At 64.4% G+C, this 24048-nt stretch carries 26 protein-coding genes and 1 tRNA gene; 15 read left to right on the forward strand and 12 right to left on the reverse strand.

The features are described 5' to 3' along the window. Positions 1-19: 19 nt before the first annotated feature. Both ACQPYH_RS39735 and ACQPYH_RS39740 read right to left on the reverse strand, forming a co-directional pair. Positions 20-2173 (reverse strand): PQQ-binding-like beta-propeller repeat protein, encoded by a 2154-nt coding sequence (locus ACQPYH_RS39735; RefSeq protein ID WP_432882531.1) that lies wholly within the window; start codon positions 2171-2173, stop codon positions 20-22. Positions 2174-2201: 28 nt separating this feature from the next. Further along, complete coding sequence (locus ACQPYH_RS39740; RefSeq protein ID WP_432882534.1) at positions 2202-2555, reverse strand: YciI family protein; 354 nt, start codon at positions 2553-2555, stop codon at positions 2202-2204. A 120-nt stretch (positions 2556-2675) separates the two neighbouring features. Here ACQPYH_RS39740 and ACQPYH_RS39745 point away from each other — a divergent pair, with 120 nt between their 5' ends. Beyond that, on the forward strand, positions 2676-3056 hold the full coding sequence (locus tag ACQPYH_RS39745; RefSeq protein ID WP_432882536.1) for a hypothetical protein: 381 nt from the start codon (positions 2676-2678) through the stop codon (positions 3054-3056). Here ACQPYH_RS39745 and ACQPYH_RS39750 read toward each other — a convergent pair. Beyond that, positions 3046-3324, reverse strand: a complete 279-nt coding sequence (locus ACQPYH_RS39750) for a YggT family protein (protein WP_432882538.1) — start codon at positions 3322-3324, stop codon at positions 3046-3048. The genes ACQPYH_RS39745 and ACQPYH_RS39750 overlap by 11 nt on opposite strands. 589 nt (positions 3325-3913) lie before the next feature. On the opposite strand from ACQPYH_RS39750, the gene ACQPYH_RS39755 reads away from it, so the two are divergent. Together ACQPYH_RS39755 and ACQPYH_RS39760 are read left to right on the forward strand one after the other, a co-directional pair. Next, entirely contained in the window at positions 3914-4978 is a 1065-nt protein-coding gene (locus ACQPYH_RS39755) for an MrcB family domain-containing protein (protein ID WP_432882541.1), read from the forward strand. Between the two features lie 61 nt (positions 4979-5039). Beyond that, positions 5040-5792: a hypothetical protein gene (locus ACQPYH_RS39760; protein ID WP_432882544.1), complete on the forward strand. Its 753-nt coding sequence runs from the start codon at positions 5040-5042 to the stop codon at positions 5790-5792. A 31-nt stretch (positions 5793-5823) separates the two neighbouring features. Here the strand turns inward: ACQPYH_RS39760 and ACQPYH_RS39765 are convergent, their stop codons facing one another. From ACQPYH_RS39765 to ACQPYH_RS39795, 7 genes are all read right to left on the reverse strand, one after another. After that, the gene (locus tag ACQPYH_RS39765) at positions 5824-6360 is read right to left on the reverse strand and encodes a hypothetical protein (RefSeq protein ID WP_432882547.1); all 537 of its coding nucleotides are present in this window, start codon (positions 6358-6360) and stop codon (positions 5824-5826) included. 125 nt (positions 6361-6485) lie between these two features. Then, positions 6486-7955 (reverse strand): HEPN domain-containing protein, encoded by a 1470-nt coding sequence (locus tag ACQPYH_RS39770; protein ID WP_432882550.1) that lies wholly within the window; start codon positions 7953-7955, stop codon positions 6486-6488. A 34-nt stretch (positions 7956-7989) separates the two neighbouring features. After that, positions 7990-8676, reverse strand: a complete 687-nt coding sequence (locus ACQPYH_RS39775) for a hypothetical protein (RefSeq protein WP_432882553.1) — start codon at positions 8674-8676, stop codon at positions 7990-7992. 20 nt (positions 8677-8696) lie between these two features. Then, positions 8697-9074: a MazG nucleotide pyrophosphohydrolase domain-containing protein gene (locus tag ACQPYH_RS39780; RefSeq protein ID WP_432882555.1), complete on the reverse strand. Its 378-nt coding sequence runs from the start codon at positions 9072-9074 to the stop codon at positions 8697-8699. A gap of 16 nt (positions 9075-9090) precedes the next feature. Further along, positions 9091-9672 (reverse strand): NUDIX domain-containing protein, encoded by a 582-nt coding sequence (locus tag ACQPYH_RS39785; RefSeq protein WP_432882557.1) that lies wholly within the window; start codon positions 9670-9672, stop codon positions 9091-9093. Next, the gene (locus tag ACQPYH_RS39790) at positions 9669-11033 is read right to left on the reverse strand and encodes a hypothetical protein (protein ID WP_432882559.1); all 1365 of its coding nucleotides are present in this window, start codon (positions 11031-11033) and stop codon (positions 9669-9671) included. Before ACQPYH_RS39790 ends, ACQPYH_RS39785 begins: the two co-directional genes overlap by 4 nt. Positions 11034-11086: 53 nt before the next feature. Then, positions 11087-11473, reverse strand: a complete 387-nt coding sequence (locus ACQPYH_RS39795; protein WP_432882562.1) for a winged helix-turn-helix domain-containing protein — start codon at positions 11471-11473, stop codon at positions 11087-11089. A 157-nt stretch (positions 11474-11630) separates the two neighbouring features. On the opposite strand from ACQPYH_RS39795, the gene ACQPYH_RS39800 reads away from it, so the two are divergent. From ACQPYH_RS39800 to ACQPYH_RS39850, 11 genes are all read left to right on the forward strand, one after another. Further along, positions 11631-11879 (forward strand): DUF6284 family protein, encoded by a 249-nt coding sequence (locus ACQPYH_RS39800; RefSeq protein WP_432882565.1) that lies wholly within the window; start codon positions 11631-11633, stop codon positions 11877-11879. Next, positions 11876-12343 (forward strand): DUF3307 domain-containing protein, encoded by a 468-nt coding sequence (locus ACQPYH_RS39805; protein ID WP_432882568.1) that lies wholly within the window; start codon positions 11876-11878, stop codon positions 12341-12343. The genes ACQPYH_RS39800 and ACQPYH_RS39805 overlap by 4 nt, the downstream gene beginning before the upstream one ends. Next, complete coding sequence (locus ACQPYH_RS39810) at positions 12340-12597, forward strand: hypothetical protein (protein WP_432882571.1); 258 nt, start codon at positions 12340-12342, stop codon at positions 12595-12597. The genes ACQPYH_RS39805 and ACQPYH_RS39810 overlap by 4 nt, the downstream gene beginning before the upstream one ends. After that, on the forward strand, positions 12594-13454 hold the full coding sequence (locus ACQPYH_RS39815) for an ABC transporter permease (protein WP_432882573.1): 861 nt from the start codon (positions 12594-12596) through the stop codon (positions 13452-13454). Before ACQPYH_RS39810 ends, ACQPYH_RS39815 begins: the two co-directional genes overlap by 4 nt. A 1-nt stretch (position 13455) precedes the next feature. Further along, the gene (locus ACQPYH_RS39820; protein WP_432882575.1) at positions 13456-15651 is read left to right on the forward strand and encodes a cell division protein FtsK; all 2196 of its coding nucleotides are present in this window, start codon (positions 13456-13458) and stop codon (positions 15649-15651) included. Between the two features lie 196 nt (positions 15652-15847). Beyond that, the gene (locus ACQPYH_RS39825) at positions 15848-16213 is read left to right on the forward strand and encodes a hypothetical protein (RefSeq protein ID WP_432882578.1); all 366 of its coding nucleotides are present in this window, start codon (positions 15848-15850) and stop codon (positions 16211-16213) included. Beyond that, positions 16213-16626: an RRQRL motif-containing zinc-binding protein gene (locus ACQPYH_RS39830; protein ID WP_432894603.1), complete on the forward strand. Its 414-nt coding sequence runs from the start codon at positions 16213-16215 to the stop codon at positions 16624-16626. The genes ACQPYH_RS39825 and ACQPYH_RS39830 overlap by 1 nt, the downstream gene beginning before the upstream one ends. A 184-nt stretch (positions 16627-16810) precedes the next feature. Continuing rightward, positions 16811-17683, forward strand: a complete 873-nt coding sequence (locus ACQPYH_RS39835; protein WP_432882581.1) for a bifunctional DNA primase/polymerase — start codon at positions 16811-16813, stop codon at positions 17681-17683. Further along, complete coding sequence (locus ACQPYH_RS39840; RefSeq protein WP_432882584.1) at positions 17680-19317, forward strand: YfjI family protein; 1638 nt, start codon at positions 17680-17682, stop codon at positions 19315-19317. The genes ACQPYH_RS39835 and ACQPYH_RS39840 overlap by 4 nt, the downstream gene beginning before the upstream one ends. An 86-nt stretch (positions 19318-19403) precedes the next feature. Beyond that, entirely contained in the window at positions 19404-19607 is a 204-nt protein-coding gene (locus ACQPYH_RS39845) for a helix-turn-helix transcriptional regulator (protein WP_432882587.1), read from the forward strand. Beyond that, the gene (locus ACQPYH_RS39850) at positions 19604-21028 is read left to right on the forward strand and encodes a tyrosine-type recombinase/integrase (RefSeq protein ID WP_432882589.1); all 1425 of its coding nucleotides are present in this window, start codon (positions 19604-19606) and stop codon (positions 21026-21028) included. The genes ACQPYH_RS39845 and ACQPYH_RS39850 overlap by 4 nt, the downstream gene beginning before the upstream one ends. Before the next feature lie 118 nt (positions 21029-21146). Here the strand turns inward: ACQPYH_RS39850 and ACQPYH_RS39855 are convergent, their stop codons facing one another. Then, a complete protein-coding gene (locus tag ACQPYH_RS39855; protein WP_432894606.1) occupies positions 21147-22916 on the reverse strand; it encodes an AIPR family protein in 1770 nt (589 codons plus the stop codon). A gap of 448 nt (positions 22917-23364) precedes the next feature. Then, positions 23365-23447 (reverse strand) — tRNA-Tyr (locus ACQPYH_RS39860). An 82-nt stretch (positions 23448-23529) separates the two neighbouring features. Between ACQPYH_RS39860 and ACQPYH_RS39865 the strand changes: the two genes are divergently transcribed. Then, on the forward strand, positions 23530-24021 hold the full coding sequence (locus ACQPYH_RS39865) for a YajQ family cyclic di-GMP-binding protein (RefSeq protein ID WP_130441698.1): 492 nt from the start codon (positions 23530-23532) through the stop codon (positions 24019-24021). Positions 24022-24048: the final 27 nt, after the last annotated feature.

Consider the following 24048-nt stretch of genomic DNA (forward strand, 5'->3'; position numbering starts at 1 on the left):
TCCGAACAGGCCGAGGCCTCTATCGGAGGGCGATCAGCCCGTCCTCGCCGCTGACCAGGACCAGGTTCCCGGCGGCGACCACGCCGTACCCGCAGGAGACGGACCGGTCGAGGTCGTGGTACGCGACCGCGCCCTCGGTGACCGTCGCCAGCCGGCAGAGCCCGCCGTTGTACGGACCCATCGCGACCACCACGCCGGCCGCTGTCACGGCGTACCGCTGATCGAACCGGAACTTCACCGAGGCCGTCGACACCACCTGCCCGCTGCTTGCGTCGACGATGCGTACGACGGTGTCGGTTAACTTCTGCGCCTCGCTCGGACAGCTGATCAGTACGACGCGGTTGCCGGACGCCTCCGTCTTGAGCGGGCACGCCCACTCGTTCGGGATCTCCGAGCGCCACTTGATCTCGCCCGAGCGCGGATCGACTCCCACCAGCGGGCCGCTCCGCCCTTCGAGACCGACGACCAGGCCGCCGGCCGCCGTCAGGTCGGTCAGCGAGGCGTCCTGGGTCCACAGCTTCTTGCCGTTCTTCAGGTTGAGACCGACCAACTGGTCCGCCTCGCTCCCGCAGCTGTGGTTGAGCTCCGTGACGACCGTGTCGGCGGTGGCGGTCCCGCTGATGCTGGTGCAGCGACCGGGCTCGTAGGTCCAGCGGTTCGAGCCGTCGGTGTTCGTGCCGTACAGCTTGTCGGAGCCTTTGCTCACCGACTTCCCGGTGACCAGCGGGTCGGCGTTCTGGATGTCGTCGTCGCGGGTGCCCTGCGGCCAGGCGGCTTTGCGTTTGCCCGTGTCGGCGTCCAGGACGACGTACCCGAGGTCGTCGTACGACGCGAGCACCTGCTGGCCGCCGTTCAACGCATAGAGATGCGGTACGTCGTCGGTGTCGGCGCGGGTATAGCGCCAACGCGACTGGCCGGTTGCCGGGTCGAGCATCTCGATGAAGCCGCGTGCGCGGGCGACCGCGATCCCGTGGGCGGTCGCGACGAGGTTCTGCAGGTTGCCCGGGCCGGCCCAGAGCGATCCGCCGGCGAGGGTCGAACGTACGTCGACATCGGCGGGCCGGTGCTGGCTTTCGAGGTACTCGTTCGCGCTGACCAGGTAGGCACGCTGCGCCGGGTCGATGACAAGGAGGACCGCGAGGACCACGACGACGACTGCGCCGAGACCTGCGAGCACCTGGCCGCGGTTCCTGCTGTCGTTGCGGGTGAACCTGCTGGCGGCAAAGGCCGCCGTACCGGCCACGATCAGCATGACGGACACGATCATCAGCATCGGGACCCGCTCGCCGACTCCCGAGGCGCCGTTGGTCTCGGGGGTTGTCCGCCAGACGGCCAACACCCCGATGACGCCGACCACGGCCGGGGCGGCCGCCAGGATGCGGGCGTTGCGGCGTACGGCGCTGTAGACGACGGCAACGGTGACGAGCGCGATGAGCATGAGGATGACCGCGGGCCAGGCCGAGTCGCCGTCGTACTCCGGGTTCCGCCACGGCGCCCGCACGGCGGCCACTCCTGCGACGAACGCGACACATGCCGACAGCACGGCCGTCACCGTAAGCGCGGCCCGCTGCCAACCGCGCCACGGGTGCGGCGTCAGGCCGTCGAGGGTGGCGAGCTCATCGGTGAGATTGGCGCGGGCCGCGGCCTCGTACCGGTCGTAGGCGAGCTGCGTGTGATAGATCCGGTCGGCCGCGAGTAAGGCCTCGACCCGCGGACGCCGGCTTTGTATGTCGTACCGGCTGTCCCGTCGTACTTCGGACGCATGGGTCGCGTACCGCGGATCGGCGTACACGGACTGAACCGCGTCGAGCAACACCTGGCCGTTGGCATCTGTCTCGGTGACGTCCATCGTGCCGGTCAGCTTGATGAGCCGGGCGATCTCGGCGGTGCGTACCGGGCTCACGTCGTACTTCGGCAGCAACTGCTCTGCCAGCCGGGCCGACGCCTCGGCATCGTCCGTCGTCCCCTTGGCATGCTCGGCCCGATGGAACCAGGCCGCCAGTCGGACCGCCGCCGGATCCGTACACAGCTGCGTCAACGCATCGAGCGCCGTCAGCACGCCGACGAGATACCGCTCCCGGTACGCGACCCGCTTCCCGCCGTACCGCTTGATCACCTCGTCCCTCAATGCCTCCGGCAACGACTCGTCCCACAACTCCCGAAGCCCAGCCACCCGCAGATCCTGACACCTACCAAGCTCGCTACTTGCGCTGAGGCTTGAAGCGGCGGACTTCCTGCGGCCAGCCGCAGCCCTCGGCGACCTTGGCGGCCCACATCTTGGCGGTCTCGTCATCGGGTACGTCGACCAGCGCGAAGCCGCCCAGGTACTCCTTGGACTCGAGGTAAGGCCCATCGGTGATCAGCACGTCGCCGCTCGTCGGGTCGGCGCTGAACAGCGGGACGTCATCCTCTTCCAGTCCCCCGGCAAAGACGTACACGCCGGCCGTCTTCATATCCTCCACAACCGCCCTGGCGAGCGGCCCGCGGCTGGCGAACCACTCCTCGGTGTGGTCGCCCACCCACTGCTGGTTGAAGTAGATGAGGTACTCAGGCATGACCTGCTCCTTAGCTAGAGCGGACCCCACGTCCGCCTCCACCCACGCTACGAACGCCATCCCCCGAATCCGACAACCAACCCCGAATTTCGCAGAATCAGGCCCGTTACGATCTCGCACATGGCCCACTACCTCTTCAACCTCACGGGCTCAGGCCAATCCCTCCCCGACCAGGCCGCAGCCTTCCTGCGCTCCAACACGTGGCCCATCGACCCCACCGAGCCCCACGCCCAGGCCCTCGCCTCCGGCGATCAGGTCCTCATCTACCTGGGCCCGCCCGAACGCGTCTTCATAGCCCACGCCGAACTAGCCTCCCCCTGGACCGACGCCACCCAAGGCGTACTCCTGACCCACGTCGAGCGCTGGACCCCACCCATCCCGATGGAAACCGTCCTCGCCAAAATCCCCCCGACCGAGAACGCCCAAGCCGACTTCCCCAGAGCGGTAGTCCGCATCACCCGGGTCGAATACGAATCCGCCCTGTCCGCAGCTACAAACTGAACGCAATCCCCCGCAGAATCAGCGCCGCCACGAACACCGCCGTGAACGCAAGATCAAACGCCATCCCCCCAGCCCGCACCGGCCGCAACCGCCGCCGCACCGGCGCAATCACCGGCTCGGTCCAAGCATGCGTAACCCCCCGCACCCGCCCCACCCACGCCGCCCCGTTAGCCGCGAACACCCCCGTCCAGTCCAGCACCATCCGCACAATCAGCAACAAGATGAACGCCGACAGAACGTACCCAACCAGGGCACCAATGAGGCTCATAACCCACACTCCTCCACGACCAACCCGGCCGTCTCCCCCAGTATCACCACCCCACCCCACCCAAAGCCCCCCAAACCCCACCTTCTTAGCCGACTATCAGCCAAGCAAAGCGAAGCGACGGCGCCGGCCAACCCGCCCCCGCAGCCGAGCGAAGCGAAGGCCCAGCCCCAGCGGTGACCTAACCACCCAACCCAGCCACGGAGCCGAGCGAAGCGAAGGCCCCACCCCAGCGGTGACCTAACTACCCACCCCAGCCACAGCCGCCGAGCGAAGCGAAGGCGCAGGGGGTGCGGGTGGCGGAGCCCCCGCGGCGCGGCGAGCGGAGCGAAGCCGCACAAATGACGAGGGCGAGGCGGTCAGCGCACGTAAGTGCGCGACACACCTCGCCCATCGCACTCGTGGCGGGTGCAGGGTTCGAACCTGCGTAGGCATACGCCGACAGATTTACAGAGGGGCGCAGACAGTGCTCTGAGCTGGGCAACAGTCCTACCCAGGGCAAACTTCCGCACCATCTCCGCGCGTCGGCCCGCGATTTATGTCCGTTTCGCCAGCTACCCTCCGCGCTAGGGCAAGCCTGGGGAGGGCGAACGTGGAGCTTCGAGAGCTCATTGGGCGCATTGGCCGAGAATATGACCGCCGATTGGACTTCCAGAGTCCAGCTCAGCAGTTGCTTAGGGCGGCCGGCAAGGAGATCGAGCAGTGGGCGCCGGTCGGGTATGTCGGTTTCGGCAGCGGCGGCATGGGCACCACCGCGACTATCCCGTGGATTGCTCTGTTCGACCCGGATGAGACCACGACCGCCCAGCGCGGCTTGTACGTGGTCTACCTCTACTCAGCCGATGGACATCGAGTCTTTCTCGCCCTTGCTCAGGGCGTCACCGAAGTCACCAAGAGCCTTGGGGTCAAACTGGGCCGAGAGAAGCTCTACTCACAGGCTGCCGCGATCCGCGAGAAGGTGCCTGAGGCGTTGAGAGCCGGACTAAGCCACCAGATTGACCTGCGGTCGACGGTCCCCCTGGCAGTGAACTACGCAACCGGAACCGTCCTTGCACGGGAGTACTTGACTAGAGACCTTCCTGACGAGGAGACCCTCGTCGCCGACCTCAGAGCGATGGTTCAGCTCTACCAGAGCGGCATAGAGATCCGCGAGCAACTGCGGATCGCTGGAGTTGATCTGGTGGTGCCTTCGTCGGCAAGCAAAAAGGCTGTGAATGCTAGCCCCGAGTTCAAGCCGAAGAATGACGGTGATTACCGCCAGGAGATCGCCGCGCGAGTCATTGTGAAATCTCGCAAGCACGAGACTCTGGTAAAAACATATGGGCAGTTCCTAAAGGGACGCGGCCTTGTCGTTGCAACCAACGTTCATCCGCGGGACATGACCGCGGATCGAGGCGCACACCACTGGCTGATCGAGGCAAAGACAGTCGATCGAGGTAACGGCGTGAAGGCTGCGCGAGACGCTTTGGGCCAACTGCTTAGCTACCGATATTTCCTGTACGAGACACCCGACGAGATTAGAATGCTTGCTCTATTCAATGAGCCAATCGGGGATGCATGCGTAGCAATGCTCGAACATTCCGGAGTCGCCGCCGTCTGGAACTTTGGTGGGACGTGGCACGGGTCAACCACGGCGATCAAAGACGCGTTATGTTGAGGACCGTACCTGGCCCGACGGACGAGTTCATCTCCCAAGCAACGGCGGGTGCGGCCCCATCATGAGCGACGACGAAGAGCGCACCCTGCCAATCGAGTGGCCTACCGCACACCGTTATGCGAATCTGGTCGGCGGTGAAGGATTGGGCGCCTGGATCCGATACAAGGTCTGGTCGGCAGATTGGTACATAGACACCCTGGATCGTGTCGGTGCTCAACTGGGAGAGGACTACGATCGCTACATTGGCGTCGAGATGGCGCTTGATGGAGCACTTGCGGCGCTTTGCGGAGCTTTCGACGCTGCGGTCGGTGGAATTATTAGCGAAGCGGAGGAGTTTCTGAACGTGTCGAAGGCTACGCCAGTTCACAGATACAGCTGGGATACTTGCCGACCACTGCTGAAGAAGCTACCTGAAACCTGCTTGCCGCCGCCGCGTGCGCTAATTGAGACAGTCGATTCGGCGCTGGAGGGAAAGAGTTCTCCTGAGCCGATTGGGTGGCTGGCGGTTTTGCAACGATTGCGAAACCGTGCGATTCATCAGAACTCGCTGCGCCGTCACATATACGGCTCGACCACTGGTCGCGGCCTCGGAACGAAAATCACCGTGCTCGATGCTGCAACTCATCCGGTTAGCTACCTTAGAGACGCCGCCGACAACATGTACGCTCTAGTCAATGACATGATTTCGGTTGTCCAATGCATCGATGGTGACATCGGGTTCGGGCAACCGGTGGAGCGATCGACCTGGCTCGCGCCCTGCCTGCCAAGCGGGCATCAGCCGCCTACCCGCTTCGGAGCTCAGACGCCCTCCTGAGTTGCTCGACGCCTCTCTGGCCGCCCGGGCCTTATTTGGTGACACGAACCTCGATGGTCGATTGCATGCCCAGATCATTGCGTATCGCCACCTTTAGGTCGTCGAAAGATCGAAGGACTTCGTCGTGTCGATCGATGGGATCATCGTGAAATAGCGCCAGTTGCCACTCTGCGAGCAGAGCATACGTCTCGCCGGCGGCAGCTTCTATTTCTGAACTAAAGAGAGAAACTTCCGCCAACGTGTCCAAGAATGGAGACCTCCAGTCGTTTCGGAGATCCTTGATGCGTTCAAGTCTTTGTGCCGCCCCGTGTGGATGGCCGGGCATTAGGTCGATAAGGTCAATGCGCCACCCGTTGAGATGTTGGACGAGTTGAACGTAGGCGTTTCTTTTGGTCTCGCTAAAGAGGCGTTCACGTTCATTCTTCCGCCGCTCCGCGGACTCCTTTTTCTCCCAGTCGAGCTTCCTGCCTTCCCGTTTCGCCGTAAAGGCCGCCGCGACTAGCTGACCTGCTATCGCGCCGGTCGCGCCAATAGCTGACGCGATGATCGCAACGGTCGCTGTGTCCAATTCAGAAACCTTTCATTTTCAGTGTCCGATTGCGGAGTGCCGGTTGTTACCTGCAGCAGGCGAGCCCGCGTCCCTCGACGTCCGTAGCTGTCCAGGGAGATGCGGGGTCGTTGTCACTCACATAGTCACCCAGCATCTGTCGCCTGCTGGCCCTCGTTTGCCTCCGCGGCGCGAGTACGCTCCCGCGCTAGGAAACCCATGTAGCTGTTGGTCTGCATCGCCCTCAACTGGACATCTGCCGAGAGTCCTAGCTCCGCCATGAGAACCAGGTACAGCAGTTGCTCGGTCACCGACTCAAGGTCGTACATCTTGCGCGCCTCTGCGGCCTTCGCCGAGTGCGCAAGACCATTCCGGGCGTTTCCAAGGTCTCGCGCCCAGGTGTCACGGTCCGGGATGATGAACTCGACAGCCTCTGGTGCCGGTTTGATCGCGAGATCCAGCATCCGCTCTCGGTAGCTCGGCTCGTTCCGCAGCCTATTCCGGACCCACGCCCCATCGTCCTCGTCCCTTATAGAGCGAAGAGCCTGGGTGCTTATGCGCTCGAAGTCTCTAGGCAACATCGCGATCGTGTCAGGGTAGAGCGCGCGATGCAGCGCTTCAGCCGCGACAGCGACGGCTAGCAGCCTAACGCTCGGGATCTCGGGCGGCGCATACTGCAATCCGAACAGGACTTCGCAGGCATTGGCAGCATTTGCCCTGAGGGGAAGCCACCGAGACACCAAATTCGCGAACGATTCATCCCTACAAGTGAAGAGAAATGTGCGGCTGTCTTTCGACGGTGATTCCGCGCTGCCTCGGTAGAATTTTTCTCGGATCACTTCAGCTAGTCCCGCTGTCGGCGTTGTTTCGGATACGCCATCCGGTGTGATACCCGTGAAAGTATCCGGATAATAGAGCCTCTCACCGAGAATCCCGCACGCCTCACCACTCGCCAACGTGAGAAGGTCCATCAACGATTCGGTTAGTCGATCGAATCCGGTATATGTCGTACTGTCGCTCGGCGTTACCCAAAGAACTGTCTTAACACTGCCGGTAATCTGGACTGAATCACGCAACTCTTCTAAAGCGAATACACCTTCCGTTGTCGAGACCCGAATAGTAGCCTCGGGAATCTCAACCACCTGAGCCTCGGGACGAGTGATGTGCGCAGAAGACTCGCTACCATCTTCATTGAATCGGTAGTCAACTCCACCTAGCCCTGCCCATGCCGCTAGATTCTCAAGTCGAATTTGCGCAGAGTCGAATATCGGGTCATCAGTACTCGACAGATGCACGCCAACCAGAAGCACTCTCGACGTGAGGTCTTGGTGATCGATTCTTGAGCCCTCCCCTATCCCCCCGTGCTGCCTGGCAACTCTCGAATCGATAAGAGTGACCTTCTTTGCGCCTGAGGCTCCGTGAATTATGGGCAATCGTCGCCACCTCCCATCGAATGTGCGACCTCTCCCACTCCGCGACGGCGTACTTAGCCGCAACTCGAATCCGCCGACTAGCTCCAGGCGAATATCGCCCTCATCGTTAACCTCCGCAGTTCCGCCGAGCGCAGCCTCCGTGTCTTCTGGCACCCACCAGTAGCCGCGCCACTTTCCAGCCATCCCCCACCCCTCTCATCAGAGCATCCCCGGGTCGCTAGTTAGGCACTCCTAGCTCCGACCGCACTGCCGCTCGCCAACTCTCCCCCGCTTCAAAAAACACTTGCTCAGCCTGCCGGACCTCTTCGATCAGCTTGTCCACACGATCACAGTCGGCACGGGAAGGCACTGACTCATTCGATGCCGACCAACGACCTCGACGATCCAACATGATCGCCTCCAGCATCAGTCCGCCCTTAATGGGCTCCACGGCCCACTTGAGCGCCAGGCGCTCGTATCGGGCGATTTCATGAAGGACGTCCTCTAGCTTCGCTACCAGTTTCCAAGCGGCTTCGCGTGGCCCATGGGTCGAAATGATCGAACATTCTTCCAACTTCGCTTCTAATACCTTGGCTGCATCCCGGATTCGCGTGATTGCAGTCGCAATCTCCAAACGATCATCAAGGCGCGTCAGCTCTGCCGAGTTTCGCAGCACAACTTGATAGGCTGACGACGCAGTCCTGTAGGCATCAAGCCGGCGCTCTCTCCACTCCATCGTGTCTCGCTGCAGTCGCTCGCGAGCCTGGGACTCACGTGCATCAGCGAGCTGAAGGTTCAGGCGCTCGATCTCTGCGCCTTGCCGAGATCGATCAGCCGCAGCGTCTCTTCGACCCTGTAGCCATGCGCCAATCTGCCCGGCCAGAAGACCCACGGCCCCCGTGACCAGAATGGCCCAGATCTCCACAGTGCCTCCCCGATCAGGTGTTAAGCGTCGGGTGTGGTCTTCGACTGGCGATCGATTACACCAGCAACATTCGGCGGCCGATACAGCTCGCTCTTCTGCACCTTGCCGTCTCGTTCGATGGGCCGACCATCGGCCCCAAGCTTCGTCATGTTCGCCTTGTGAATCTCGGCAATCACCGCGTCAAGGTCGATCCCGTAGCTGATCGCAGTCCCGTAGGTGGCATAGACGACATCCGCCAGCTCGTGCGCGATTTCGACCAGGTCTCCACCGAGTGCAGCTGCTGCTACCTCGCGCACTTCCTCATCGAGGATCCGCTGTCGCGCCTCAGCCAGCTCGGCTATCAAGGGCGTCGGGCGGCCGGGGTGCGCCAGCTCGAAAACCTCGTGGAACTCGCGCACTAGCCGCCACGGGGACTCACTCGCCAACGGAGCCGTTCCTCTCGGCCGGGACAGTCTCCGCTGTCCTGGGCTCCGGTTGCCGGCCAAATTCCGAGTAGATCGGAGCACCCTGTTCAAGCGCCTGCTGGGCACGCGCCAACCGCCTGACCATGGACGGTCGCATGCGGGGAGCCGCCTTATCAAGCGTCATGAACTGGAAGCGGCGAGCCTCGGTCGCATCGAGGGTGATCTGAGCGATCTGATCGTCAGTCAGCACTCCCCCGTCGAAGATGAACATGATCCCGTCGAACCACGGGCCCGACGCCGGAATCCAGTCCACAACGAGCGGTGAGCCGATCTCGATATCGATCCCGATCTCTTCACGAGCTTCCCGCCGGACGGCATCCAGAGGCGATTCATCGAACTCCGCCACACCGCCTGGAATCTCAAGCGTCGGCTTGTACACCGCTTCAAGGAAGAGGATCAGGCCCTCGCTGTTGCGGACGAGGGCACCTGCCGCCGTTGTCTTCTTGGGCAGTCGTCCGGCGATCCCTGGGTTGAACTCCTTCTCGGGCTCACCATCGGCTGCTAGGTCAGCTTCGCGGTAGGGGTGATTCATTTACCTGCACCTTCTGGGTTAAGCCCACTCTGGTCAAAGAAGTCTCGAACAACCTGTGTGTTCATGAACGGCTTGAGCTTCACGGCCAAGCGTTCGAGGTGGCGATGCGCACGGCTGGAATCAACGTTGCCTGTCAGAGCGACTATTTCCGTTCCATAGTGACAAGCTAGTTCCAGTTCACCTTCTCGGGTGGCCGCTATCCCGAGCTCGGCTGCGCTATAGATTCGGCGTCGGGGCCGGTCTCCCGATCCTTCCCAAACCTGCGTGAGATGCCTCCTCGCTTCCTTGGTGTTGCCAAGGTCGTTCCAGCACGTCCCTGCATGGCTGGCGAACATGATTTCATCCCACTGCGGCTCCCAGGCACGCGGTGCCACCGCCTGAACCTGCTCGTATGACCGCTCTGCTCGATGGAGTGCACCTGTCGCGTCCCCTACGGCTCCGAGGGCGGCGTGAGATCGAGCGACCAAGAGGTCAGCCTCAACGAGCACCTGCGGACTACCGGCAGACTCGGCAACGTTCTGGGCTGCCTTGGCTACACGCAAGGCTGACGCGGCCTGCCCGACATGAAGCGCCTGGTGGGTGATGCTGGTCATCAGGTACGCCGACAACGCGACGTCTCCGACCTCGCGCGCCAGCCGCAGCGCCTGGGTGAAGTACGCCTGCCCCATGCCGTGACGTCCCGCGTCGTAGTACATCCACCCGACGATCTCGCACAGCTCGGCCACAGCGGAGAAGAGTTCAGAGCGAGCCTGTGACTCGATCTCCTTTTGGAGCAAGGGCAAAGCAACGTCATGCAGATACTTGCGGGCCGTTGCTCGACACTCGGCACCACCTGCCCGTCGTTCAATGGTGTCGATCGCCGTGATCATCGCCCGGACCTGCTGCACGCTCGCGCTGGTAACACGGCTGCCGTCGGCGCTGACAACGGCCTGCCCTACTGCCGACATCAGCCAGTCGAGCACGGTGGCCGCGAGATCGTCGGGGCGATACACGACGCTGTCGGCCGCCGGTTCCGCAAGACCCTGCAGGATCGTCACGGCCACTTCCAGGCCGGAAGGGTAGACCGTCAGCGAGTGGCCGGCCTCGGGTGGAGACCCCTCGGCCACCAGCGCGGGGCGCATCTCCCTGAAGCGCTCGATGACGGGCTCAGGAGCACCGGCCAGCGCATGGGACAACACCCCTTGCATGTCCTGCCTGAGAGGGGTCTGCGGGCGCTTCCGCCAGTTGTATAGCGTGCGTGGCGCGACCCCGAGAACATCCTGCGCAAACGCCTCATCCGTCATCGCCGGATCGGCGGCACGGTAGGCGTCTTGCAGTACCTGAACGGTCTCCGGGGTCCACGCCCCACGCTGCACATTCATTCAGCTAGACCACCGATGTGCAGAGCAATGTGCAGATGAGTTGCAGACGCCTTTCATGGTTTGGCGCCTGGATCGGCCGTTGACTTGTCGTCATGAGCCTCCAAGCGTTCAACCCGAGCAGTGAGCATCGCGACGGTCTCACGAAGGTCTGCAATCTGGGCCTCGGGAGTCGTCTGGTCGTACACGCCAGTGAGGGCAGGGACGTCGATGTCGTCGCTGACGAAGGTGCCGCGCCCTCGGGACGAGATCACCACCCCTTCGCGCTGAAGCTCGCGAATCGCTGCGTGGACCGTCATCTCGGCAACGTCGTACTCGGTTGTCAGCGCACGGAGCGCCGGCAGCTTCGCGCCCGGCGCGAACTCCCCCGTACGGATTCGGCGGCGGATGTCTTCTGCCACCTGTGCTTGCAGCGGCTGTGCGCTGCTCCGATCGATCGCCACCCCACAACCGTACCCGAAACCACTAGGGCACGGCGGGGTATTGACAAGAATCAAAACCCTAGAGCACGCTAGGGCAATCACGAGTGACGCCCCGGCGGCGGCTACCGCCGAGGCGTCCAGGCCGCACTAATCCATTCGCGTAGAGGAGCACAACCCAATGAGCATCATCCACCTGTCGGCAGTGAATGACGAAGGGCCGACCGCTGCGGACCTCGCCGCCATCGAGCGGGAGTGGCCGCAGATCGCTGCCGACCTGGAGCTGTTGAACGCGCAGATCGAATTGATGAAGGCCGGACCGTTCGCGTCGGTCCTGGACTGGCGGCGGGTCCGCCGGGCCGAACGCCGGATGCTGGACCTCGCCGGGAGCATCGCCGACCGCCGTACCGAGACGGAGGGCGTCGCATGACCGCCGCTTTTGCTGCCTACCTCGCAGCTCTCCTGGCCGCCCACACCGTGGCTGACCACTGGATTCAGACTCACCACCAGGCCATGTGCAAGGGCAAGCCCGGACTGGTCGGCGTACTCGCTTGTCTGCGCCACGTCGCCACTTACACCGCTACTACCGCCCTGTTGGGTCTGCTGGTCTGGCAGGTCCTCGACCTTGAGCTGAGCTGGCTCGGCTTCCTGGCCGGACAGTTGCTATCGGCCGCAACGCACTACCTTGCCGACCGCCGGACACCCTTGGAGCGCTTCGTCCGCTGGGTCGGCAAGGCCGACTTCCTCAAGCTGGGAGTGCCGCGCACCGGCACCGACCGGAACGGCAACGAGTATGACGACAACCCGTCCCTCGGCACCGCCGGCTACTCCCTCGACCAGTCGTTCCACCACCTGTGCCTGTTCTTCGCGGCTCTGCTGACGGTGGTCCTGTGATCGGCCGGGCCTCTCGCGGGCTGGATCTGGTCGACGTGTACGCCGACCGGCTTGGGATTGAGTCCCGCGACGCCGTCCGGGGTGAGCTGGCTTCGCAGTTCGAGCACCTGTCCCGGCTGGTGCTGGGTGGAGAGATGCCCCCGGCCGGTACGGCGTCGGCTGAGGGTGCGACCGCCTATGGCGAGCTGTGCGTCCTGGTCGGCTTCCTGGCCGATGCCCACGACCTGCTTACCCGGAAGGAGACGCTCCGATGAGTACCCCGCTTCGTACGACGTACCCGGTCCCGGTCAACGACCTCATCCCGACCGCACGCAGCCTCGCGACCGAGCTGGGCAAGGTTCCGTCCCAGAACCAGTTGATGAAGGCGCTGCATGTCGGCAAGGACAAGGCCAAGGCCGTCCACGCCGCTCTCCTCGCCGAGCACACCGACACCCGCCCCGAGACCCACCTGCGTTCGGTCCCGGACACGGACGAGACCACCACCGACGCCGAGCTGATCGATACGGCACCCAAGACCGCTCCGGAGGAGATTTCGCAGGTCAGTGAGCCTGTAGCCCCGGTCCTGGTTGCCGAGGTTGCGCGTGTCGAGCTGGTCCCCGCGGTTACCGGGAGCGGGGGCATCTCCCCAGCCGTTGAGCCGACCACGGAAACCGCTCCGGAGACCGATACCGACGCCCGTCCGATTCGGTCGTGGCCGGTGCTGCTGCTGGCGCTGCCCGCGTTCGTCGCGGTCTGGTCCGGCTGGGTCGGACTCGGCGAGCTGACCGGCTTCGGAGTCGTTCACCCGCTGCCCGGTATCGCGGACGGCTTCACGATCAACTCCGCGATCACGCTGCCTATCGGTGTCGAGACCTACGCAGCGTTCGCGCTGCGGGTTTGGCTGTCCGGCCGCGTCCCGGCCCGTGCCCGCCGGTTCGCCAAGCGCACCGCACTGTCCGCGCTCGCCCTGGGCGCGCTCGGACAGGTCGCCTACCACCTCCTGGACGCCCAAGGCGTCACGGCCGCTCCCTGGCCGATCACCACCGCCGTTGCCTGCCTGCCCGTTGCCGTGCTCGGCATGGGTGCCGCGCTGGCCCACCTGATCCACACCCGCGAGACCGGGAGCCACTGACATGACTGAGCCGATGAACAAGCTGCCCGACCCGATCGACCTGGACGCGCACCGCGCCCGCCGCGACGACGACACCAAGCCCGCCGACGAATCGGCCGGCACGCTCGTGCCGCTGTCGCCGGGCGAGGTGCAGTCGATGGACACCGCCTACGAAATCGCGCTCGACGACACCGACGACGACCCGACCACGGGCAAGGTCATCGTTCCGGTGGACACAGCCGGTCTCGCCGTGCCCGTCGCGGCCGGGCAGCGGCTGCCGATCATCCCGACCCATCTGCGCCGGGAGAACCTGCGCGCCACGACCACCCGCGCCTTGGCCCGTAGCGGGCATGTGACGGCGTTCCACGCGGTCCGTTCGCCCTGGTATGCAACGAAGTTCGGGTGGTTCGCGAGCCGCGGTCTGTCGCGGCTGATCGGGCGACAGATGCGCTGGTGGTGGGTGCCGAACTCGGTCGCGCTGGAGCAGAAGGCCGCCGACGCGGGCGAGCTGAAGGAGTGGGAAAAGATCCACCGCCAGCTCAAAGCCACCCGCATGTGGCGCGGCGGCGTGCTCGCCGTGCAGAACCTAGGCCTGCTGATCGGGGCCCCGATCCTGTGGAACGCCGCCCCCGCCGCTGGTCTCGTGGCGGTGAGTGCGGCTGCGGTCGCAGCTCTGGCGCACTACGGCCGACCCGCAGGTCAGACCCTGGTCGGTACCGCTGTGGTTGCACCGCGGTTCCGCAAGCTCAACTCCGACATTGTGCTGCGCGCCTACTACGCGGCCGGTCTCGGCAAGCCCGACAAGACCGACCAGGAGGTGCGGTTCGGGTCGCCCATGTCGCGGGACGCGCGCAATACCGGGTCTCAGGTGATGGTGGATCTGCCGTACGGCAAGGGCTGGTCGGACGTGGCTGGTGCTCGGGAGAAGATCGCGTCCGGTCTGGACGTGCACGTGAACCAGGTGTTCCTGACCCCGGACAAGACCAGCTCCCGGCGCCACACCCTGTTCGTGTCCGACCGCGACCCGCTGGCCGTCGCGGTGGGCCGCACGGAGATGCTGGACTGCAAGCCGCGCTCGATCTGGGAGCCGGTGAAGCTGGGCAAGGACGAGCGCGACGCGCTGGTCACGTTGCTGCTGATGTGGAACTCGCTGCTGGTCGGCGCGCAGCCGCGTAAGGGCAAGACGTTCTTTGCCCGGCTGGTGGCGTTGTGGGCGTCGCTGGACCCGTACGTGAAGATCATCGTTGCTGACGGCAAGAACTCCCCGGACTGGCTGGGGTTCAAGAAGGTCGCGCACCGGACCGTGTTCGGGACGCACCCGAACCCGAACGATGACAACCCCGTCGAGCGGCTGCAAGCGATCCTGGACGAGGTCTTGAAGCACATCGATACGGTGAACTCGATCCTGACGTCGTTGCCGGTGACGATGTGCCCGGACGGCAAGCTGACCAAGGAACTCGCCCGCGACCACCGCTACCCCGACCTGCGGGTGCTGGTGATGGTGATGGAGGAGTTCCAGGTCTACTTCGAGACCGAGGACCAGGCCGTGAACAAGGAGATCGCGGCCAAGCTGTCCCGCATCCAAGCCGTAGGCCCAAGCGCCGGCGTCGTGCTCATCTCCAGTTCGCAGAAGCCGTCAGGTGTCGGCGCGGGTGACGTGTCGCGCCTGTTCAACCGCTACCGGGACAACCACTCGGCACGGTTCGCGCTCAAGTGCGGCAACCGCACCGTGTCCGAGGCGATCCTGGGCGGCGACGCCTACCAGGAAGGCTTCGACGCCTCCACCCTGCCGGTGGGCGACGAGTACCGGGGCGTCGGTTACCTGTACGGGGTCACCGACTCCACGCCTACGGTGCGGTCGTTCCTGGCTGACGCGGCCGACGCGGACAAGATCCTCACCGCCGCCCGCAAGCATCGCGAGCAGCTCGGCACCTTGACGGGTGAGGCGGCCGGGGAAGAGCTGGAGCGCGCCTCCCGTGACGTGCTGGCCGACCTGCTGGCCGTGATGGGGCCCGACGCCACCGCGCACTGGGACACCGCGGCCGGACGGCTCGCCTCGCAGATGCCCGAGCAGTACGACGGCACCACCCCGGACGCGATCTCCGCACAGGCCCGCGCCCAAGGCGTCCCATCGGTGAACGTCAAGCGCGACGGCGTGGTCCGCAAGGGCGTCAAGGCCGACGACCTGCGCGCCGCCATGGCCCGCCGCGACACCTAAGCCGCGGGCAACAGAGAGTAACCAAGCTCGACAGGGGGTGCGGGACGGCCGAAGTAGCGGCCCCGACGCTACTGGTAGCGGCTGCGCTACCCGTCCCGCTACCCCGCAACCCAAACCTGACCAGGCCGTTCGCTCACGCGTAGCGAGTAGCGGCCCCGGCTCCTCACGCCCAAAAACAGCCCGTAGGAGGCTCACCATGCTGTCCCGCGCCGCTACCGCTATCCCTCACGCCGCTACCCACCGTAGCTACCTGGGTAGCGACCCGTCCGCCGCCGCTACCCTCACCGCGACCATCCACACGGCCGGACAGGTCGCCACGGTCCTACTGATCGTGACCATCGTCGTCGCGTTCTACCTGTTCACCTGCCTGGTCTGGCCGTTCGGCAAGTGCCGCCGCTGCAAGGGCGTCGGCAAGTTCAAGTCGCCGTTCGGCCGCGCCTACCGGCACTGCGGACGCTGCCAGGGTTCCGGGCTGCGAGTCCGGCTCGGACGCCACGTCATCAACCACATGCGCGCCGTCCGGGGTGCCGGGCAGAACTCCACCAGCAAAGGCGACAAGTGATGCGCGCCTCGCTGGACGGCCTGAGCCTGCACCCGGCGAAGTCGCAGTGGGTGGAGCTGTGGAACGGCAAACAGGCGCTCGGCTGGGACTACTACGGCACGCCGGTGTTCCGGTTCCGGTGGGCACCCGCAGGACTCGCCACCCGCCGCCAGCTCCGAGCAATGCGCATGAGTCCGGGCGGCCACGAACCGTACGCGCTGCTGGTCTGGCGCAAAGGCAAACGCTGGGCCTGGCTGTACCGACTCGACCTCGCCAAGCCCTGCCGCGTGCCGTCGCCCGCGCAGCTCAACGCGCTGGACAAGGCGATGGAAGCCCGCCGCCGCTGCCAGCTCTGCCGGACAGTCACCGACTACTGCATTCCCACCTCAGACGGCCGATGCCACGCCTGCATGAAAAGCCCAGTCCCCGCCTAAGGACTCTGCGGCGGGGACTGGGCCGCGCCCATTCCCCGGCACACGCGACACCGGTCAAAAGAGGGGGTAACCGGGGCCGGAAGGGATAAGGGCCAGAACTTCACGCTACCCCCGTCCGAACCCGGAAAACCACCCCGCAGTGCACCACCACAAACCGTGACGCCACCTCGAGGAGGAACCACCGATGAACGACCTTCGGAGCGCCGCTCTCGCCGCTGCTGGACGCGGCTGGCCGGTGTTCATGCTCGGTCGCTCCAAGCGGCCAGTTGCCAACTGCGACACCTGCCACGACAACCCCCACGACCCGGCAAGCTGCGGTCACCTCACCTGCCACGGGTTCTACGCCGCCACCACCGACCCCGACCGCATCGCCGCGATCGTGACCGCCGTACCGCCCGGGCAACTCGCCGTGCGAACGGGTGCCGTGTCCGGGCTGCTGGTGGTCGACGTCGACCCCGCGCACGGCGGCAACGCCAGCCTGGACGAGCTGGTCGCGCGTCAGTTGGTGCCGCGCACGCTGTGGGTTCGCACCGGTTCCGGTGGCGCGCATCTGTACTACCGCCACCCCGGCCACGACATGCCGTCACGGCCGATGCCCAACCGGCCGGGGATCGATGTGAAGGCAGACGGCGGCTACGTCGTGCTCCCGCCCTCGATCCACCACCGGACCGGCCAGCCGTACCGGTGGGGCGCGGGTCCGGCCGACGTAGTGGAGATGCCCCCCGCGCTGATCACCGCGTGCCTGCCCGCTGCGCCGGCCAATTCTCCCGCCCCATCGTCCAGCTCGATACGGACCACTGAAGCGGGGGGCATCTCCCACCCTGACCGGCTGCTCGGCGCACACCTGGACGCCGTACGCCACGCCCCCGAAGGGAAACGTCGAACGACCCTGTACGGCGCGGCCAGAGGCATTGCGCGGATGGTCGCGGCCGGTGTCGTCACCCACGCGGACGCCGTCGCCGCGCTGACCGACGTGGGACAGCAAGCCGACCAGACCACCCGCGAAATCCGAGCCGCCATCGCCGGGGGCTTCCGTGCCGAAGGGATCGCCGCGTGACTGCCGAGCTGCCCGACTGGCTGCCCCCGCTGCCACCGATCACCGAGCCCCCCGACGACCCATGGGACCCCGTACCGCCGACCCCAATCCGGCCGCTCGCAGAAAACCGTGCTCGGGATCCGCAGCGCGACTTTCCGCAGCCAGCCGCCGTACAGGGATGGGACGGGCCACCGGTCCCACTGAAGACCAAGCGGCTCGTCCGGCCGTTCCCGGTACAGGTGTTCCCCGGCTGGCTGGCCGACCAGGTCAACGCGGTCGCGGAAGCGACACAGACACCGGTCGACATGGCCGCGTCGGTCGCGCTGGCGTGCCTGTCCACGGCGGCCGGTGGCAAGGTGCTGGTCCGGGTGACCCGGTCGTGGGTTGAGCAGGTCAACCTCTACACCGTCACCGCACTCCCGCCAGGGTCGCGCAAGTCGCCGGTGTTCCGGGCGATGACCGCGCCCCTGGCCGACGCCGAAGACGCCCTGCGGGAGATCGCGGCAGGGCAACGGGTCGAAGCAGAGCTGGCCGCCCGGGTCGCGTTTGCACGCGCCGAAGACCTTGCCAAGAAGGCCGAGCGCGCCACCGCCAACCCACGCGAGGCGTTGGCCGACGCGACCGAAGCCGCCAAGGAAGCCGCGGGCATCGTCGTACCCGAGCTGCCCCGGCTGACAACCGACGACGTGACCCCCGAGTCCTGCGTCTCCCTGCTCGCGACCCACGGCGGCCGGATGGCTGTCCTGTCGGCCGAAGGCGACGTGTTCGCCACCCTCACCGGCACCCGCTACTCCGCACAACCCAACCTGGGCGTCTTCCTCAAAGGCCACGCCGGCGACAAGCTCCAAGTCGACCGCAAAGGCCGCGAATCCGAAACCGTCGAACGACCCGCACTGACCCTGGGCGTCACCACACAGCCGGGAACCCTTGCAGGGCTGGCCGCACAGGCCGGGTTCAGGGATCGCGGTGTCCTCGCACGCATCCTCTACAGCCTGCCGCCCAACACCGTCGGCAACCGCAACAACGAAGCCGAACCCGTCTCCGAGCACACCGAAACGACCTACCGCGACACGCTCAAAACCCTCGTCCTGGTCCTGGCCGACCACGACACCCCGCACCAACTCGACCTCGACCCCGAAGCCGGGCAGGTGCTGCTCGACTTCCAGAACTGGCTAGAGCCACGGCTGCACCCGCAGACCGGGCAGCTCGCCGGAATCACCGACTGGGCCTCCAAGCTCGCCGGTGCTGTCGTCCGGCTGGCCGCACTCCTGCACGTGGCCCACAACCTCCACCACGGCTACGCCCGACCCATCACCGCTGACACCATGCGCGCCGCCGAAAACGTCGGCCGCTACTACCTCGACCACGCCCTAGCCGTCTACGACCTCATGGGCCGATCCGACCCCGACCTAGACGACGCACGCGAAGTCCTCACCTGGCTCACCAAACACGGCCACACCACCTTCACCCGCAGAGATGCCCTCCGCTCCCTCCAAGGCCGCACCCGATTCGCCACCGCCGCCGACCTCGACCCCGCCCTCACCATCCTCACCGACCACGGGCACATCCGGCCCAAAACCCCCGAGACCACCGGCAAACGCGGCCGTCCCTCAACCGCCTACGAAGTCCACCCCGCAGCCCTCACCACCCCATGACAGAAATGACAAAAACGACAAAACCCCGAGGGCTGTCAATTTTGTCAATTTTGTCGGAGCCTCACGACCTCGAAGGAGACAACTGCGTGAGCACGGCAACCCCGGCCCGGCGACAGGCGCACCTCACGATCGCTGACGTGTGCGCCGACCTGGGCGTAGCTCGCTCGACCTTCTACGACTGGCGAGCCGCGAAGAAGGCTCCCCGCTGCATCAAGCTCCCGAACGGCGATATCCGCATTCGTCACGCCGACTACGAACGCTGGCTCGAAAGCCTGGAGGATGCTGCATGAGCACCGACAACCTGTCCTACGACGTCCGCATCTTCAAGATCACCACGTACGCGGGGAAGCGCGGGAAGACCTACACCATCCGGTGGGAGGTCGCCGGCAATCGATCGCAGGAGACGTTTGCCACTAGCAAACTTGCCGACAGCTTCCGATCGAAGCTGACAACGGCTGCACGTGAGGGGGTGCCGTTCGATGTCGAGAGCGGTCTCCCGCTGACGATGCTTCGGGAGTTGAGCCGACGGACATGGTACGAACACGCGGCAGAGTTCGTAGATGCCAAGTGGCCGCACGCATCACCGCGTCACAGGAAGAACATCGCGGAGGCGCTCGCAACCGTGACCGTTGCATTGCTGCCGAAGCGGACCGCCGATGACATGCAGCGGATTCGCTCGGTCCTACGGAACTGGTCTTTCAACAGGGCCGCCCGCGGCGGTGCCTCGGTGGCGGAGGCGACACGACCGAGCAATGACGCCACGCTGCTGCGGTGGATTGCGGAGAGTTCGCCGGATCTGTCCAAGCTGCGCGAGGCACTCGTGATGCGCCGAGTCCTCGATGCGCTTGCAGTGAAGCTCGATGGCAAATCGGCGGCACCTGCCACGGTCACGCGGAAGCGGTCCGCCTTCTACAGTGCACTGGAGTACGCCGTGGAGCTGGAGCTCTTCGAGGCGAACCCGATCGACAAGGTGCAGTGGACGAAGCCGGAGTACACCGACATCGTTGACCGCCGTGTCGTCGCCAATCCGCACCAAGCGCGGGCACTCCTCCAAGCGGTCGGAGAGATCTACCCCGCACTAGAGGCATTCTTCGGGTGTCTCTACTTCGCCGGACTGAGGCCGTCCGAGGCGAAACACCTGCGCGTCACGGACTGCAAACTCCCGGATGAAGGTTGGGGCGAATTGCTGCTGACAGGCTCGACGCAGCACGCCGGAGCCGAGTGGACCGACAACGGCGAGGCGAGCGAGGACCGGAGCTTGAAACACCGGTCGGAGAAGGCCACTCGCCCCGTTCCGGCGTGCCCTGAGCTGGTCGAGCTCCTGCGCCGGCACATTGCGCAATTCGGCGCCGGGGCGGGTGGACGATTGTTCGTGAGTCGCACCGGCAAGGCGGGCATCCCGCTGCCACCGCCGTACAGCAATCCGGTGTCTTCGAACACCTACGCCCGCGTCTGGAACAAGGCTCGGAAGATGGCGCTCAGCGAAGTTCAAGCCGCCTCGCCTCTTGTGAGACGGCCGTACGACCTTCGCCACGCCGCCGTATCGCTGTGGCTAAACGCAGGAGTGCCCGCGACTCAAGTAGCCGAATGGGCTGGACACAGCGTCAACGTCCTTCTCAAGGTCTACGCCAAGTGTCTCGATGGGCAGGATGCCGTGGCGCGGCGTCGGATCGAAGCAGCGCTCTCATCCGAGACCAAGCACGCAGCCTGACGCTCGGTCAAACGGCCCAACCTCAACTATGACGGCCAGTAAGCTGAGGCGCCTCTGATCTGTCCTTCACCAGGTCGGAGGTGTCTGAGCTGCGCCAGCAGCCAGGTTGATAGGAGCTTCAACGAACATCAGGCAGAACGTCACTTAGCACCTCTTGCCGCGTCTCCTCGCTTAGCCTCGACCACGTCTTTTCGTCGCGTGCGAGGTTGTATTCCGGCTGAACCGCTTTGCTGGATTTCGTCCGGTGGTTCCATTCCGATCGGATCGTTCGCCTAGAAGTCTTGATCAGGGGCTCCACATACTTGTCGAAGGTTGCCGCTGAAGCAGTGAGGGTTCGATAGTCATTGAATGTCTCACCGCGGATCGCTTCAAGGCCAACTGCAACTAGCCCCACGGCATATCTGGATAGGCGATAGAGATACTTAGCCTCTGGCAAATCTTTGGTAGCAGGATCAGTTTTCAGAGTCTTGGAGACGGCCTGAACGCGCTCATTGATGGTCAGTGCTGCCGCAAATTGGGCCAGTTCCTCTGCGGTCCAGTGATCTGTTTCATTTCCGTCCGAGCCGAATGCCGCCCAGTACAGACCACCACGATCGAAGAACTGCTGAGGCTCCCTGTAGCCGGCCGTCGGGCCGTGCAGGAAAGCATGACGAATTGCGGCAAGTTGCTCGATCCGCAACCCTTTCCCCGTGGCCCCCTTCGGCTTGTAGCCGGACTTGTACACATAATAGAAATTCGGCACCGGCCCTTTGCCCGCCACTTTAAAGAGGTTGTCGCGCAGCCACTCTTGGATGGCATCGTTAGCGAAGAAGTCACTAACCTTGACCGGATTCTGCGTATTATTGAATCGAATAATATTCTCAGTGAATTGCCCGCCATAGGACTCCGCGGTCTCAGTTAGGCGAAAGAGCACATAGACGTCAGCGTTGGGTGAGCGACGGGCAGCTTTAGCCAGTGCGCTCACGGTCTGAGCGCCGTTGATGATCTGGAAACGTTCGGCTTCTACGACGTTCCCCTTGCGCGTGTACTTAGCACAGACCGCCGCAACGCCGTTGTTGTAGTAGAGGAAATGCCTGCCCTCGGTACTCGACGTCGCCGTATCGACAATCTTCGGATTCACCTTCCGACTGGTCAGCGGAAGTCTAATGTTGAGATTGAAGAGATTATTTCCGACGCCGCGACGCCGATAAAGATCGGCTAACTCATTCCCTTTGACGACGCCAATGACGGTCCGGTAAGGGTCGTTCAATTCAATCAATTTGCCGTCCTGGAAACGCAGTTCCACCTTGTCAGCGATTCCACCTTTGAGCGCCGAGCGAAGTTCCGCTTCTCGGCGTAGGAGCTCCGACTCACCGAAGAGCTCACAAGTGATCGCTTGGTCTCCCTCCTCATACTGAGCGTTCTTCACCTCAACCAACTCTTGTAGTCGGTCGTTCATACCGACCTTAGCGTTGGTGACGAAGCGCAAGGAGATTTCCCATCCGTCGCGGACCGCGTCCCCGAAGTTTCCCAATAGCTCCTGAATCTGCTCTCCGCCCTGAGCTAGATAATCAGCCGACATGAGCTTCGCGGGCGAATCAAAGAAGGCAGCTACCTTATCTTCTTGAAGGCCCTTGCGTCGCCATGCGGCTTGGACGAGAATGATCCGCCGGCCCATCTCATCCTCAAGAACGGCATCAATTCCCAAATCGTCCGATCGGCAAATTCGCTCTTGCAGATCTGCCTCTTTGGTTGGCTTCCCGTCAAGGACAGGATTGAATCCTTCTTCTTGAGCAAAGAGGTGAGCCGCGTATCCTTCCAGGCCCCGTTCAAGGTTGTCGGCGGAGTACTGATACTTCTCGGCGTAGAACTGGCAGGCACGCCGGAGAGCGTTGGCGTCACCGATCACTTCAGTCAACTTCGCTCCTCTAATGGCGTGGGCTTCAGAGCAGAGCCTAGTGCTCGATCTGCGGTTTGTGATCGAACACCGTGACTGTCCAGAACGCGACGCGCGCGTGAGCCGGCATCCCCCGAGGCGGGGTCGAGAGCAACGGATTGCCCGAACGGGCCGCGCAGGAGTTCGCACAAAACTGGCCGGACGATCCGGGGAGTTCCACGACCCTGCGGGTTCCGCAGTGCTCTGTCCCCGGGTGAGCGCCGCCGCGTCGGCCACCACGGTTGATCTGGGACCCCATCGGATGTAGCGAGACGGTCTACAAGGCCGCGGGCTCAACAAAACTTCCGCACGGATTCCGCACGGACGGCCGTATAGAGCCGTAGTCAGCCGGACACAGCCGGACACAACGAAGCAGCCCCTGACCTGCGTTTCCGCAGGTCAGGGGCTGGTTCGCAGCGTGTGGCGGGTGCAGGGTTCGAACCTGCGTAGGCATAAGCCGACAGATTTACAGTCTGCTCCCTTTGGCCGCTCGGGCAACCCGCCAGGGTGCTGCCGGTTCGTGAACCGGCGTGGGAGACGATACAACAGGTAGTGGCCCTGACAGCAAATCGGAAAGGATGTGCCCATGGCTTCGGAGTCCTCCTTCGACATCGTGAACAAGGTGGACCGTCAGGAGGTGGACAACGCCGTGAACCAGGCGGCGAAGGAGATCAGCCAGCGGTTCGACTTCAAGAACGTGGACGCCGGGATCAAGTGGTCCGGCGAGGCGATCGACATGCAGGCGAACACCGAGGAGCGGGTGAGCGCCGTGCTGGACGTGTTCAAGGACAAGCTGGTCAAGCGGCAGATCTCGCTCAAGGGGCTGGAGGCCGACGAGCCGAAGCTGTCCGGGAAGATCTACAAGATCAACGCGACGATCGACGCCGGGATCACGCAGGAGAACGCGAAGAAGCTGTCCAAGCTGATCCGCGACGAGGGCCCGAAGGGCGTCAAGGCGCAGATCCAGGGCGAGGAGCTCCGCGTCTCCAGCAAGAGCCGCGACGATCTGCAGGCCGTGCAGGCGCTGATCAAGGGCCAGGACCTCGACTTCGCCGTCCAGTTCGTCAACTACCGCTGACCCGCCCAGGCCGTCACGCCCGGTAAT

Source organism: Kribbella sp. CA-245084, from assembly GCF_050942355.1.
Lineage (GTDB): Bacteria > Actinomycetota > Actinomycetes > Propionibacteriales > Kribbellaceae > Kribbella.